Source organism: Klebsiella sp. AqSCr, from assembly GCF_008452795.1.
GTDB classification, from domain to species: Bacteria; Pseudomonadota; Gammaproteobacteria; order Enterobacterales; family Enterobacteriaceae; genus Klebsiella; species Klebsiella pneumoniae.
In genome coordinates this window covers 918,863-933,266 of record NZ_MJDM01000005.1, presented here as the reverse complement: position 1 = coordinate 933,266, position 14,404 = coordinate 918,863, and the positions used below count along the sequence as shown (strand labels likewise).

Here is a 14,404-nt window from a genome sequence, read left to right as displayed (position 1 = left end):
TGCCCGCGCGATGGGGCGGGTCAGCTCGCCAGTGGGCCACGAATATACGCCTGCAACCCCTGGGCGAGAAAATCAAATACCCGCTTACAGGCAGGGCTGTGGCGCAGATCCTCATGCATTACCAGCCAGGTATCAAGATACAGAGAAAAGTCGGCCGCCAGCACTCGCTGCAGGGGAATAATGCCATCCGCAAGAGGCGCCTGGCAGATGCCGATCCCCGCTCCGGCGCGGATCAGGCTCAACTGGGCGAGGTCGCTATCGGTCCGCATCGCGAACGCCTCGCGCTGAAAACGGGGGTAAGCCTGCAGCGCCCGGCGCACGAGAGGGGTGGCGCTATCAAAACCAATTAGCGCGTGGCTGGCCAGATCGTCGAGGGTCGCGGGCAGGCCCTGCCGCGTCAGGTAGGCGGCGGTGGCATGTAACCCAAGCTCGATCCTGCCGAGACGGCGGGCGATAAGCTGCTCCTGCTGCGGGGCGACCATCCGCACCGCAATATCCGCCTCCCGGTGAAGCAGATCCTGAAACCGATTGGAGAGCATCAGTTCGATGACGATATTCGGGCACGCCTGCCTGAGCCGGGCAACCAGCGGCGGCAGCACCTCGGCGCCGACCACCTCGCTGGCGGCCACCCGCACCACGCCACGCAGCTCGGCTCTGTCGCGACTGAAGTTAGCCGCGGTGCGTTCCAGCGCCCGGGCGGTATTGTCCATCGCCTCGGCGTGCACCCGCAGCGCCAGCGCCGCGTCGGTCGCCAGCAGGCCGGTTTGCGAGCGGGTAAATAAGGCCTGGCCGAGGGCGTTTTCCAGCCCGGCAATATGGCGCCCCGCCGTCGGCTGAGTGATGTTCAGGGTACGCGATGCGCCCGATAAAGAGCCTTCCTGCAGGACGGCGAGAAAGGTTCGGTACCACTCCCAGGGAATAGAGGTATTCATACAAATATGTATAGCCGCTCGACGATGGTATGCAATTTCATTTGATATGAGCCGCAGGTAGGCTGTCAAGCATCCATTAGCGAACGGGGAAAGAGGATGAACAGCAGCGGCAAGGTACTTATTCTGGGAGCAAGCGGGGGCATCGGCGGGGAAGTGGCGCGCCGGCTGGTGGCAGACAACTGGCAGGTTCGGGCGCTGAAGCGCGGCGCCCAGATACGTGATCCCGAAGATGGCATACAGTGGATAGCCGGCGACGCGCTGGATGGCGGCCAGGTCGCGGCGGCGGCTGCCGGTTGCGACGTTATCGTCCATGCGGTGAATCCGCCGGGCTACCGGCACTGGCGGCAACAGGTACTGCCCATGCTGCACAACACCCTGCAGGCTGCCGAACGCCAGCGGGCGCTTGTAGTCCTGCCCGGCACGGTCTACAACTATGGACCGGATGCCTTTCCACTGATTGCTGAAGAGGCCGCACAACAGCCGGTGACCCGCAAAGGCGCCATCCGGGTGGCGATGGAGCTGGCGCTGAAGGATTACGTGCAGCGCGGCGGCCGGGCGTTGATTGTTCGGGCGGGCGATTTTTTTGGTCCACGCGCCGGAAATAACTGGTTTTCGCAGGGGCTGGTCAAGCCTGGTCAGCTTCCCCGCATCATTAGCTACCCGGGGGCGATCGGCGTGGGGCATCAGTGGGCCTGGCTGCCCGACGTCGCCGCCACCATCGCCGCGCTGCTCGCCCGCAGGCATGAGCTTGAGCCGTTCGCCCGCTTTCATATGCAGGGCCACTGGGACCCGGACGGCAGCGAAATGAGTCAGGCGATCCAGCGGGTGGTCGCCCGCTATGGCGGCAGGGCGGTAGCGAAGTCCTTTCCCTGGTGGCTGGTGAAGCTGGCGGCGCCCTTCAACGCCACCCTGCGCGAAATGGTCGAGATGCACTATCTCTGGCGTCTGCCGGTACGCCTGCGCAACGACAAACTGGTTGATTTTTTAGGCGCGGAACCGCATACCCCGCTCGACAGCGCGGTGTATCAGACGCTGCAAGGCCTGGGTTGTCTGTCCGCCGGCGCGATAAACCAAGAGGCGGGTGAGGCGTAACGCGGCAAGAGGATCACAGAGCGGGGCGTTATTGTGACCAAATCATAATAACGTCACTCGTTGTCAAACGATAGCGATCGCATTAAGCTAAACGGATGACGAAAAATACCCCCACCCCTGCAAGCCGTGGTCCCCATGACCACAGCGTTCGGGACCAGATTCTTGACGCGGCCATGGCGCACTTTAGTCGCTATGGCTATGAGAAAACGACGGTCACCGATCTCGCCAAAGCGATAGGCTTTTCCAAAGCCTATATCTATAAATTCTTTGACTCCAAGCAGGCGATTGGCGAGGCGATTTGCGCCAGCCGGCTGGAGAAGATCATGGTGGCCGTCAGCGCGGCCATCGCCGATGCGCCGTCCGCCAGCGAGAAACTGCGCCGCCTGTTCCGGGCGCTGACCGAGGCCGGCAGTGAACTGTTTTTCGAGGATCGCAAACTGTACGACATCGCCGCCGTCGCGGCGCGCGATAAATGGCCTTCAACGGAACAGTATGCCGGTCATCTGCAGCAGCTGATTGGTCAAATTCTTGTCGAAGGCCGCCAGGCGGGTGAGTTCGAGCGCAAAACCCCGCTGGATGAAGCGACCCTGGCGGTCTATATGGTGATGTGTCCTTTCATCAATCCGGTGCAGTTGCAATACAATCTCGACACCGCGCCCACCGCGGCGGTGCTGCTTGCCTCCCTGATCCTGAGAAGTCTCTCCCCCTGATTAGTGACTATTGACTTTATTGGTCACTGGTCTGAGAATGCGGTCACCATCCGGTCTTTTCATTAAGGTGACCCATGCTCAGGCTCAACGCCGTCCATCTTGCCGTCTGCCTCCTGCCGCTGGCCCTCGCGGGCTGCGGCGAACCTGCCGATCATGACGACCCCCGCATCCGGCCGCCGCTGGTCCGGGTGGCGACCGTCGAGCGCGCGGAGGCCGGCTCGCGGGCCTTTACCGGCGTGGTAGTGGCCCGAACCCAAAGCGACCTCGGCTTCAGGGTGGCGGGAAAAGTGCTTGAACGGCGGGTGGAAACCGGGCAGAGCGTCAAGCGCGGTCAGCTGCTGCTGCGCCTGGATCCGGCTGATCTAGCCTTGCAGGCGCAGTCCCAACAGCGGGCCGTAGATGCCGCGCGGGCGCGAGCCAAAAAGGCGGCCAACGATCTGGCCCGCTATCGCGGCCTGGTGGCGAGCGGCGCCATCTCTGCCGCGGAATTCGACCAGATTAACGCGGCAGCAGAGGCGGCGAGAGCCGACCTCAGCGCGGCCCAGGCGCAGGCCAATGTGGCGCAAAACGCCACCGGCTATGCCGGACTGCTGGCGGATGCTGACGGCGTGGTGGTGGAAACCCTCGCTGAGCCGGGGCAGGTGGTCAGCGCCGGGCAGGTGGTGATCCGCCTGGCGCGGGCGGGGCAGCGCGAAGCGCGGGTGCAACTGCCGGAGACGCTGCGCCCGGCGGTCGGCAGCGAGGCGCTGGCGAAACGCTATGGCAGCGAATCTCAGCCGGTCACGGCGACCCTGCGCCTGCTTTCGGACGCGGCTGACGCCACCACCCGCACCTTTGAAGCGCGCTATGTGCTTAACGGCGCGCTGGCGAATGCCCCGCTGGGGTCTACCGTGACCCTGCGCATCGGCAACGACCAGGCGCCAGGCCAGGTGCTGGCGGTGCCCCTGGCGTCGGTCTACGATCCGGGTAACGGCCCTGGCGTCTGGCGCATTGCCTCTCGTCCGGCCACCGTCTCCTGGCAACCGGTGACCGTGCTCGGCCTGGATGATGAAACCGCGCGGGTGACCGGCCCGCTGAAGCCCGGCGAGCCGATCGTCGCCCTGGGCGCCCATCTTCTGCACCAGGGCGAGGCGGTGCGTCTGGCGGAACGACGCGAGCATAATGCCGCCGGGAGCCAGCCATGAGCGCCGGGCGTTTTAATCTCTCCGCGCTGGCCGTCCGCGAGCGGTCGGTGACCCTGTTTTTGATTATCCTTATCTCCGTCGCCGGGCTGGTGGCGTTCTTCGGACTCGGGCGAGCGGAAGATCCGCCCTTTACGGTTAAGCAAATGACGGTCATTACCGTCTGGCCCGGCGCCACCGCGCAGGAGATGCAGGATCAGGTCGCCGAGCCGCTGGAAAAACGGCTCCAGGAGTTAAAGTGGTACGATCGCACGGAGACCTATACCCGCCCTGGCATAGCGTTGCTCACCCTGTCGCTGCAGGATCAGACCCCGCCTTCCGAGGTGCCGGAGCAGTTTTATCAGGCGCGCAAGAAGCTCGGCGATGAGGCGAAAAATCTGCCTGCCGGCGTCTCCGGTCCGATGATGAATGACGAATTCGCCGACGTCACCTTTGCGATCTTTGCCCTGAAGGCGCGGGGAGAGCCGCCGCGGCAGCTGGTGCGTGACGCCGAAGCCTTACGCCAGCAGCTGCTGCATGTACCCGGGGTGAAAAAAGTGAATATCCTCGGCGAACAGGCGGAGCGCATTTATCTCTCGTTTTCTCATGACCGTCTCGCCACTCTGGGTCTCTCGCCGGAGGCGATTTTTGCCGCGCTGAACAGCCAGAATGTGCTGACCGCCGCCGGGGCTATCGAGACCCGGGGCGGGCAGATCTTTATCCGCCTCGACGGGGCGTTCGACCGCCTGCAGCAGATCCGCGACACGCCGATTATTGCCGGGGGCAGAACGCTGAAACTGGCCGATGTCGCCACGGTTGAGCGGGGATATGAAGATCCCGCCACCTTCCTGATCCGCCATCAGGGCGAACCGGCGCTGCTGCTGGGCGTGGTGATGCGCGAGGGCTGGAATGGTCTGGCGCTGGGAAAAGCGCTGGATGCCGAAACGGCCAGCATCAATCAGAGCCTGCCGCTCGGCATGTCGTTGACCAAGGTGACCGATCAGTCGGTGAATATCAGCGCCGCGGTCGATGAGTTCATGATCAAATTCTTTGTCGCCCTGCTGGTGGTGATGGCGGTGTGCTTTGTCAGCATGGGGTGGCGCGTGGGCGTGGTGGTCGCGGCGGCGGTGCCTTTAACCCTCGCCGTGGTGTTTGTGGTGATGGAGGCGACCGGCAAAAACTTCGACCGCATCACTCTCGGCTCGCTGATCCTCGCCCTGGGGCTGCTGGTGGATGATGCCATCATTGCCATCGAAATGATGGTGGTCAAAATGGAGGAGGGGTATGACCGCCTCAAAGCCTCGGCCTATGCCTGGAGCCATACCGCGGCGCCCATGCTGGCCGGTACCCTGGTGACGGCCGTGGGCTTTATGCCTAATGGATTTGCGCAGTCCACCGCCGGGGAGTACGCCAGCAATGTGTTCTGGATCGTCGGTATCGCGCTGATTGCCTCCTGGATTGTGGCGGTGATTTTTACCCCCTGGCTGGGGGTGCACCTGTTGCCGGACAGAAAGCCCGCGGCGGCCGGCCACGCCGCGCTGTATGACACCCCGCGCTATCAGCGCTTCCGTCGGCTGCTGACCCGGGTTATTGCTCACAAATGGCGCGTGGCCGCCGGGGTGGTGGCGCTGTTTATCGTGGCGATCCTGGGCATGAGCGTGGTGAACAAGCAGTTTTTCCCCACCTCCGATCGTCCGGAAGTGCTGGTTGAAGTGCAGCTGCCTTACGGGTCGTCGATTAGCCAGACCAGCGCCGCGGCGGCGAAAATTGAGCACTGGCTGCAGCGGCAGCCGGAGGCGAAGATTGTCACCAGCTATATCGGCCAGGGCGCGCCGCGCTTTTACCTGGCGATGGCTCCGGAATTGCCCGATCCCTCCTTCGCCAAACTGGTGGTGTTGACCGACGGGCAGGGTGCCCGCGAGGCGCTCAAGCGGCGGCTGCGGGAGGCGGTGGCCAATGGCCTGGCGCCGGAGGCGCGGGTGCGCGTCACTCAGCTGGTGTTTGGCCCTTATTCGCCTTATCCGGTCGCCTGGCGGGTGATGGGGCCCGATCCGCACGCTCTGCTCGACATCGCCGAGCGGGTTAAATCGGTGCTGCAGGCCAGTCCGCTGATGCGCACCGTCAATACCGACTGGGGTTCGCGGGTACCGGTGATGCATTTCAGCCTCAATCAGGACCGGCTGCAGGCGAGCGGACTCAGCTCCCAGTCCGTCGCCCAGCAGCTGCAGTTCCTGCTGTCAGGGATCCCGATCACCACCGTCCGGGAAGATATTCGCGCCGTGCAGGTGATCGGCCGCGCGGCGGGCGACATCCGTCTGGATCCGGCGAAAATCGCCGACTTCACCCTGGTGGGCAGCGGCGGGCAGCGGGTTCCCTTGTCACAGATTGGCGACGTGTCGATCAGGATGGAGGACCCGCTGCTTCGCCGTCGCGACCGCACGCCGACCATCACCGTCCGCGGAGATGTTGCGGAGAACCTGCAGCCGCCTGATGTCTCCACCGCGCTGATGAAGCCGCTGCAGCCCATTATCGACTCGCTGCCGCCTGGCTATCGCATCGAGACGGCGGGGTCGATTGAGGAATCCGGCAAGGCCACCCGGGCGATGGTGCCGTTATTTCCGATAATGATCGCCCTCACGCTGCTGATCATTATCCTGCAGGTGCGTTCGCTGTCGGCGATGGTCATGGTTTTCCTGACCGCGCCGCTGGGGCTGATTGGCGTGGTCCCGACGCTGCTGCTGTTCAATCAGCCGTTTGGCATCAATGCCCTGGTGGGCCTGATCGCCCTGTCGGGGATCCTGATGCGCAATACGCTGATCCTGATTGGCCAAATCCATCATAACCAACAGGCGGGGCTCGATCCGTTCCACGCGGTGGTGGAGGCGACGGTGCAGCGCGCCCGCCCGGTTCTGCTGACCGCGCTGGCGGCGATCCTGGCGTTCATTCCGCTCACTCATTCGGTCTTCTGGGGAACGCTCGCCTATACGCTGATTGGCGGGACGCTGGGGGGAACCATCATGACCCTTATCTTCCTGCCGGCCATGTACGCGATCTGGTTCCGCATCCGTCCGGAGAACACGGTACAACAGACAGAGTTGCACCTTCAGAGGTAATTCCACTTTGCCGGACCTGGGCGAGGCACATGGCCAGGCCAGGTCCCGGGCAGGGTCAGGCGGGTAAGGATACCGGCACCGCATGAGTGCGGTGTTGATCCTGTTCGAGGCGATCAAGGCAATCGAGGCTGATGGCCGATGGCGAGGTCGCGCCGGTGAGGGTCATGGTAACCTTCATATCCTCGGCAAATAAGCGCAGCAGATGCGCCACGCCCGCTTCGCCCGCCGCGGCCAGGGCATAAATATAGGCCCGACCGAGCAGCACGCCTTTCGCGCCGAGGGCCAGCAGACGTATAACGTCCACGCCGGAGCGCACCCCGGAATCGGCAAGCACTGTCAGATCGTCGCCGACCGCATCCACCACCCTGGGCAGCGCCCGGGCGGTGGGGATGGCGCCATCGAGCTGTCTGCCGCCATGATTCGACACCACAATACCATCGGCGCCCAGCCGCACGGCATTGCGCGCATCGTCGGCATCGAGGATCCCTTTGATGATTAATTTTCCTTGCCAGCTGTCGCGGATCCACTCCAGATCGTGCCAGGCGATGGACGGGTCGAAGTTGTTGCTGATGAACCCCATATAGTCGTCCATGGTCATTTTGTGGCCGGTGTAGGCTTCGATATTACCAAACGACAGGGGTCTGCCCGCCAGCCCGACGTTCATCGCCCAGCGCGGATGGGTGCAAGCCTGGAGATATTGTCGCAGGGTGGCGTGCGGCCCGGACATCCCTGAGCGGTTATCGCGATACCGCGAGCCGGGGATTGGCATATCGACGGTAAATACCAGGGTTTTCATGCCAGCGGCCCAGGCGCGCTCCAGCGCGTTACGCATATAGCCGCGATCTTTCAGTACGTACAGCTGGGACCAGAGCGCGCCGCTGGCGTGGCTCGCCACCTCTTCAATCGAGCAGACCGACACGGTGGATAAGGTGTACGGGATCCCGGCGCGGGAGGCGGCGCGGGCCGCCTGGACTTCGCCGCGGCGGGCGTACATCCCGGTGGCGCCGACGGGCCCCAGCGCCACGGGCATCGCCCATGGGGCATCAAGGATCGTGGTCGCCAGCGTCGGTTCGCCGGCCCCGCACAGTACGCGCTGGCGAAGAGCTACCGAGGCAAGCTCGGCGGCGTTGGCGTTCATGGTGTTTTCCGCCACCGCGCCACCGTCAATATAATCGAAAAGGAAGCGGGGCAGACGACGACGAGCGGCTTCGCGATAATCGCTGGGGGCTGAAACAATCATTATTATGTCCTTATGTTTTTTAACCTTAGTGGATGTTCTGCAGGTAAAAAAACTATAGGCCTCTAAAAACCGGCGAGGAAATGAAATATTAGCATTCCAGCTATTCCCTGCTGGAATAATCTGGTTTTATCGCTGAGGCTGCTATTTCCTTTTTTTACTCTTCGGCGCGCGCGTTATTTTTATTTATTTCCGCGCAACGTGAAGCTGGCAAAATAAAGACCCGGTATGAGGCGACAGCGCTTTGCGCCATCGCCACCAGGGGAAGGAGAGGTCAGTGCGGCGCCTGCGTTTTCCGGGAGGTGTAAAGAAGATGAATTTGAAATTGAGCAGATGGTATCTTTTGCTAGCCTTTCTGAGGAGGGCAGACGGAGCGACACCATGAAAGATAAAGATGAACAAACGGCATTGATTGGCATGGCCATCGGCGCGGCGGTCATTAGCTTAGTGGCTACACAAAAGCAGATTAATCAGGGGAGTATCGTGGATGAACTGGTGAGGCTGGGCAGACAGAAGGGGGACGGGGTAGAGGATGAGGTCTTTGTCCAGGCCGCCCGGCTGGTGAGTAAAGGCACCTAGCCAGCCGGTATCCCGCCTGGCAGCCCCGTGTGCCCGTTTTATTTTGGTTTTTATTCCCCGAATGCGGCCGGCGAGCGGCGCTTATTCCTTTCCTGAAGCGTTACCGGCGGGCGCTTTCACTACCCGCTTTTTTCTAGCGCATGGCCGGGGCCGCGCCCCGCGCTGGCATGGTCTTTCTGTTACGTTGTCACTTTATGCTCGCCTGCAAGCGATAACCAGCAAGGTGGTCTGCCGCTATTGCATAAATCGGTATTTTCGATACATCTTTGCCATTGCGTGCGGAGATAGAATGATTTCAAAATAACATATTATAAATCAATCCATTAAGTTCTCTTTGCACGCCCTGATAATCCCCGGGCGAGGGTCTATGCTTATAAAAAGCGCTAAATGAGGCAATACCCCTGCTGCAGAAGGGTTGAAGTGATAATCATTATCACTAACATGGCGGTATGCCTTGATGGCGCCAACCTGGAGGTCTATCGATGGAAGTACAAGCAGGAACTTTTAATCCCGCCGATTTCAGCTGGCAGGGACTGACCATGACGCCGGCCGCTGCCGCGCATATCCGCGATCTGATGCGCAAGCAGCCGGATAAGAAAGGGCTGCGGCTGGGCATTAAAACCAGCGGCTGCGCCGGTTTTGGCTATGTGCTCGAAATGATTGCCGAGCCGGCGCCCGACGATCTGCTCTTTGAATCTGACGGGGCGAAGCTGTTTGCGCCGCTGCAGGCGATGCCGTTCATCGACGGCACCGAGCTGGATTATGTCCGGGAAGGTTTAAATGAAATCTTTAAATTTCATAACCCGAAAGCGCAGCATGAGTGCGGCTGCGGCGAAAGTTTTGGGGTGCAGGCGGAGTAACTATGTCGCGTAATACTGAAGCAACTGACGATGTCAAAACCTGGACCGGCGGCCCGCTCAACTACAAAGAGGGCTTTTTTACTCGCCTGCAAACCGATGAGCTGGCCAAAGGCATTAATGAAGAAGTCGTTCGGGCTATCTCGGCTCGCCGCAATGAGCCGCAGTGGATGTTGGAGTTTCGTCTGAATGCCTACCGGGCGTGGCTGGAAATGGAGGAGCCGCACTGGCTGAAAGCGCATTACGATAAGCTGAATTATCAGGATTACAGCTACTATTCCGCGCCCTCCTGCGGCAACTGCGATGAGACCTGCGCCTCCGAGCCTGGCGCGGTGCAGCAGACCGGGGCCAATACCTTTCTGACCAGCGAGGTGGAAGAAGCCTTTAACCAGCTGGGCGTGCCGGTACGCGAAGGGCGCGAGGTGGCGGTGGACGCGATATTTGACTCGGTGTCGGTGGCGACCACCTACCGAGAAAAGCTGGCCGAGCAGGGGATCATCTTCTGTTCTTTCGGCGAGGCGATCCACGATCATCCGGAACTGGTGAAAAAGTATCTGGGCACCGTAGTGCCGGGGAATGACAACTTCTTTGCCGCGCTGAACGCCGCGGTGGCTTCGGACGGCACCTTTATCTATGTGCCGAAGGGCGTCCGCTGCCCGATGGAGCTGTCCACCTATTTCCGCATCAACGCCGAAAAGACCGGGCAGTTTGAACGCACCATTCTGGTGGCCGATGAAGGCAGCTACGTCAGCTATATTGAAGGCTGCTCGGCGCCGGTGCGCGACAGCTATCAGCTGCATGCCGCGGTCGTTGAAGTCATCATCCATAAAGACGCGGAAGTGAAATACTCCACGGTGCAGAACTGGTTCCCCGGCGATAACAACACCGGCGGGATCCTCAACTTCGTCACCAAGCGCGCCCTGTGCGAAGGGGAGAACAGCAAAATGTCATGGACCCAGTCGGAAACCGGCTCGGCCATCACCTGGAAATACCCCAGCTGCATCCTGCGCGGCGATAACTCGATCGGCGAATTCTTTTCGGTGGCGCTGACCAGCGGCCATCAGCAGGCGGACACCGGCACCAAAATGATCCATATCGGCAAGAACACCCGCTCGACCATCATCTCGAAAGGGATCTCCGCTGGACACAGCCAGAACAGCTATCGCGGGCTGGTCAAAATCATGCCGACCGCCACCAACGCCCGCAACTATACCCAGTGCGATTCGATGCTGATCGGCCCGGACTGCGGGGCGCATACCTTCCCGTATGTAGAATGCCGCAACAACAGCGCCCAGCTGGAGCACGAGGCGACCACCTCGCGGATTGGCGAAGATCAATTGTTCTACTGCCTGCAGCGCGGGATCAGCGAAGACGATGCCATCTCGATGATCGTCAACGGTTTCTGTAAAGACGTCTTCTCCGAGCTGCCGCTGGAGTTCGCTGTAGAGGCGCAAAAATTGCTGGCCATTAGCCTTGAACATAGCGTCGGCTGATAATTAAGGAAAAAAGATGTTAAGTATTCAAGATTTACACGTCGCCGTCGAAGATAAAGCGATCCTGCGCGGGCTGAACCTTGAGGTGCGCCCGGGAGAGGTCCACGCCATTATGGGGCCGAACGGCTCAGGCAAAAGTACGCTTTCGGCCACCCTGGCCGGGCGTGAAGATTATGAGGTGACTGGCGGTCGCGTCGAATTTAAGGGCAAAAACCTGCTCGAACTCGCTGCGGAAGATCGCGCCGGGGAAGGTATCTTTATGGCCTTCCAGTATCCGGTAGAGATCCCCGGCGTCAGCAACCAGTTTTTCCTGCAGACTGCGCTGAATGCCGTGCGCAATTATCGTGGCCAGGAGGCGCTGGATCGTTTCGATTTCCAGGACTTAATGGAAGAAAAGATCAAGCTTCTGCAGATGCCGGAAGATCTCCTGACCCGCTCGGTGAACGTTGGCTTCTCCGGCGGTGAGAAAAAGCGCAACGATATTCTGCAAATGGCGGTGCTTGAGCCGGAGCTGTGCATTCTCGATGAATCGGATTCGGGGTTGGATATCGATGCCCTGAAAATCGTCTCGCAGGGAGTGAATGCCCTGCGCGACGGCAAACGCGCCTTTATCATTGTCACCCACTATCAGCGCATCCTTGACTATATCAAGCCGGACTATGTCCATGTGTTGTATCAGGGGCGGATTGTGAAGTCGGGCGATTTCTCTCTGGTCAAACAGCTGGAGGAGCAGGGCTATGGCTGGCTTACCGAACAGCAGTAACGCGCTGCAGCAGTGGCACCATCTGTTTGAAGCGCAGGGCGGCCCGCGTACCCCGGAGGCCAGTCAGCATCTGCAGCAGCTGCTGCGCCTTGGGCTGCCGACGCGCAAGCACGAGGACTGGAAATACACTCCGCTGGATGCCCTACTTAACGGTCGCTTTGTCGCCGTTGAGGGGGCCTCTCTCAGCGCTGAACAGCGTGATGCGCTGGCGCTGCCGCTGGACGCCTGGCGGCTGGTGTTTATCGATGGCCGCTATCATCCTCAGCTGAGCGACGATCTTGCCGCCAGCGGCGTGGAGGTCAGTGTCGATAATCAGCGCCAGCATCTGCCGGATGCCCTGCAGCCGGAGGTGTTTCTCCATCTGACCGAAAGCCTGGCCCAGACGGTGACCCGCATTCGCGTGCCGCGCAACCGCCGCCTGGATAAACCGCTGCTGCTGATGCATATCACCAGTGGCCTGGCCGGCGATGCGCTGAATACCGCCCACTATCGCCATCACCTGGCGCTGGAGAGCGGGGCGGAGGCGACGATTGTCGAGCATTACCTGAGCCTCAATGAGCAGCCGCATTTCACCGGCGGGCGATTGACCATGACGGTGGCCGATAACGCGCACCTCCAGCATATCAAGCTGGCATTTGAGAATGCCCGCAGCTATCACTTCGCCCATAACGACCTGCTGCTGGGCCGCGACGCCTCGGCCTTCAGCAGCAGTTTCCTGCTTGGCGGCCAGGTGCTGCGTCACCAGACCAGCACCCGCCTGGGCGGCGAAAACAGCAACCTGCGCCTCAATTCGCTGGCGATGCCGGTGAAAAATGAGGTCTGCGATAGCCGCACCTGGCTCGACCATCAGGTCGGCTACTGCACCAGCCGCCAGCTGCACAAAACCATCGTCAGCGATAAGGGGCGGGCGGTGTTTAACGGGCTGATCAACGTCGCGCCGCTCGCGCTGAAAACCGACGGTCAGATGACCAACAATAATCTGCTGCTCGGGCGGCTGGCGGAGGTCGACACCAAACCGCAGCTGGAAATTTACGCCGATGACGTGAAATGCAGCCACGGGGCGACGGTGGGGCGCATTGACGAAGAGCAGCTGTTCTATCTGCGCTCGCGCGGTATCGAACAGCAGGCGGCGCAGCAGATGATCCTCTACGCCTTCGCCGCCGAGCTCACCGAGGCTATCCGCAGCGACGCGCTCAGAGAGCAGGTGCTGGCGCGTATTGGACAGCGTTTGCCGGGAGGCACAGTATGACATTTTCAGTAGAACAGGTTCGCGCCGATTTTCCGGTACTGAACCGGGAGGTCAACGGTCAGCCGCTGGTCTATCTCGACAGCGCCGCCAGCGCCCAGAAGCCGGAGGCAGTGATCGGCGCAGAAGCGGAATTCTATCGCCACGGCTACGCGGCGGTGCACCGCGGCATCCATACCCTCAGCGCGGAAGCCACCGCGCGGATGGAAGCCGTGCGTCAGCAGGCGGCCACCTTCCTTAACGCCGGATCGGCGGAGGAAGTGGTGTTCGTCCGCGGCACCACCGAGGGTATCAACCTGGTGGCCAACAGCTGGGGAAACGCCAACGTCGGCGCCGGGGATAACATCATCATCAGCGAAATGGAGCACCACGCCAATATTGTGCCGTGGCAGATGCTCTGCGCCCGCGTCGGGGCTGAGCTGCGGGTGATCCCCCTGAACCCGGACGGTACGCTGCAACTGGATGTTGTCCCGGGACTGTTTGACCCGCGCACCCGCCTGCTGGCGATAACCGAGGTCTCCAACGTGCTGGGGACGGAAAACCCGCTGGCGGCGCTGATTGCTCTTGCGCATCAGCATGGCGCGAAAGTGCTGGTGGATGGCGCCCAGGCGGTGATGCACCACCCGGTGGACGTCCAGGCGCTGGGCTGCGATTTTTATGTTTTCTCCGCCCACAAGCTGTACGGGCCGACCGGGATCGGCGTGCTCTACGCCCGGTCCGAGCTGCTGCAGACGATGGCGCCTTGGGAAGGGGGCGGGTCGATGATCGCCACCGTCAGCCTGACGGAGGGCACCACCTGGAATCAGGCGCCGTGGCGCTTTGAGGCCGGCACGCCGAATACCGGGGGGATCATCGGCCTCGGCGCGGCGCTGACCTACGTCAGCCAGCTGGGACTGACGCAGATTGCCGAGTATGAGCAGACGCTGATGCGCTACGCGCTCGATGCCCTGCGCGCGGTACCGGATCTGATCCTTTACGGCCCGGCGCAGCGTAAAGGGGTAATTGCTTTCAACCTCGGTCAGCATCACGCCTATGACGTCGGCAGCTTCCTCGATAACTACGGGATCGCCGTGCGGACCGGACACCACTGCGCGATGCCGTTGATGGCCCGGTATCAGGTACCGGCTATGTGTCGGGCATCGCTGGCGATGTACAATACCACGGAAGAGGTGGACCGCCTGGTGGCCGGCCTCCAGCGGATCCGCAAACTGTTAGGGTAAAG

At 61.5% G+C, this 14,404-nt stretch carries 12 protein-coding genes and 1 pseudogene; 10 read left to right on the top strand and 3 right to left on the bottom strand.

Translation table 11 applies throughout. From position 1 onward, the window contains the following. Positions 1-20: 20 nt before the first annotated feature. Positions 21-932, bottom strand: coding sequence for a LysR family transcriptional regulator (locus BHE81_RS08485; protein WP_004180365.1), 912 nt, complete (start codon positions 930-932; stop codon positions 21-23). Positions 933-1,028: 96 nt separating this feature from the next. Here BHE81_RS08485 and BHE81_RS08480 point away from each other — a divergent pair, with 96 nt between their 5' ends. The 4 genes from BHE81_RS08480 to BHE81_RS08465 all read left to right on the top strand — a co-directional run bounded on the left by BHE81_RS08480 (position 1,029) and on the right by BHE81_RS08465 (position 7,007). Next, positions 1,029-2,024: an NAD-dependent epimerase/dehydratase family protein gene (locus tag BHE81_RS08480; RefSeq protein WP_023280245.1), complete on the top strand. Its 996-nt coding sequence runs from the start codon at positions 1,029-1,031 to the stop codon at positions 2,022-2,024. A 95-nt stretch (positions 2,025-2,119) separates the two neighbouring features. After that, a complete protein-coding gene (locus tag BHE81_RS08475) occupies positions 2,120-2,734 on the top strand; it encodes a TetR/AcrR family transcriptional regulator (protein ID WP_004143215.1) in 615 nt (204 codons plus the stop codon). Between the two features lie 74 nt (positions 2,735-2,808). After that, positions 2,809-3,918, top strand: coding sequence for an efflux RND transporter periplasmic adaptor subunit (locus BHE81_RS08470; protein ID WP_023159502.1), 1,110 nt, complete (start codon positions 2,809-2,811; stop codon positions 3,916-3,918). Continuing rightward, positions 3,915-7,007, top strand: coding sequence for an efflux RND transporter permease subunit (locus BHE81_RS08465; RefSeq protein WP_023280243.1), 3,093 nt, complete (start codon positions 3,915-3,917; stop codon positions 7,005-7,007). Before BHE81_RS08470 ends, BHE81_RS08465 begins: the two co-directional genes overlap by 4 nt. 55 nt (positions 7,008-7,062) lie before the next feature. Here BHE81_RS08465 and lldD read toward each other — a convergent pair whose 3' ends face one another. Both lldD and BHE81_RS28140 read right to left on the bottom strand, forming a co-directional pair. After that, positions 7,063-8,247: an FMN-dependent L-lactate dehydrogenase LldD gene (lldD, locus tag BHE81_RS08460; RefSeq protein WP_004151846.1), complete on the bottom strand. Its 1,185-nt coding sequence runs from the start codon at positions 8,245-8,247 to the stop codon at positions 7,063-7,065. Positions 8,248-8,534: 287 nt separating this feature from the next. After that, a pseudogene (locus BHE81_RS28140) lies at positions 8,535-8,627 on the bottom strand (hypothetical protein); the annotation flags it as partial. Here BHE81_RS28140 and BHE81_RS08450 point away from each other — a divergent pair. The 6 genes from BHE81_RS08450 to sufS all read left to right on the top strand — a co-directional run bounded on the left by BHE81_RS08450 (position 8,626) and on the right by sufS (position 14,402). Further along, positions 8,626-8,823: a hypothetical protein gene (locus BHE81_RS08450; RefSeq protein WP_002908880.1), complete on the top strand. Its 198-nt coding sequence runs from the start codon at positions 8,626-8,628 to the stop codon at positions 8,821-8,823. The pseudogene BHE81_RS28140 and the gene BHE81_RS08450 sit on opposite strands and share 2 nt — an antisense overlap. Positions 8,824-9,305: 482 nt before the next feature. Next, positions 9,306-9,683: a Fe-S cluster assembly scaffold SufA gene (gene sufA, locus BHE81_RS08445; protein ID WP_004143232.1), complete on the top strand. Its 378-nt coding sequence runs from the start codon at positions 9,306-9,308 to the stop codon at positions 9,681-9,683. Positions 9,684-9,685: 2 nt separating this feature from the next. After that, positions 9,686-11,173, top strand: coding sequence for a Fe-S cluster assembly protein SufB (gene sufB, locus BHE81_RS08440; RefSeq protein WP_002908877.1), 1,488 nt, complete (start codon positions 9,686-9,688; stop codon positions 11,171-11,173). A gap of 16 nt (positions 11,174-11,189) precedes the next feature. Further along, complete coding sequence (sufC, locus tag BHE81_RS08435) at positions 11,190-11,936, top strand: Fe-S cluster assembly ATPase SufC (RefSeq protein ID WP_002908876.1); 747 nt, start codon at positions 11,190-11,192, stop codon at positions 11,934-11,936. Beyond that, positions 11,911-13,185 carry a Fe-S cluster assembly protein SufD gene (gene sufD, locus BHE81_RS08430; RefSeq protein WP_023280242.1) on the top strand — a complete coding sequence of 425 codons (1,275 nt, stop codon included), beginning with the start codon at positions 11,911-11,913 and terminating at the stop codon, positions 13,183-13,185. Before sufC ends, sufD begins: the two co-directional genes overlap by 26 nt. Beyond that, a complete protein-coding gene (gene sufS, locus BHE81_RS08425) occupies positions 13,182-14,402 on the top strand; it encodes a cysteine desulfurase SufS (protein ID WP_002908867.1) in 1,221 nt (406 codons plus the stop codon). The genes sufD and sufS overlap by 4 nt, the downstream gene beginning before the upstream one ends. Positions 14,403-14,404: the final 2 nt, after the last annotated feature.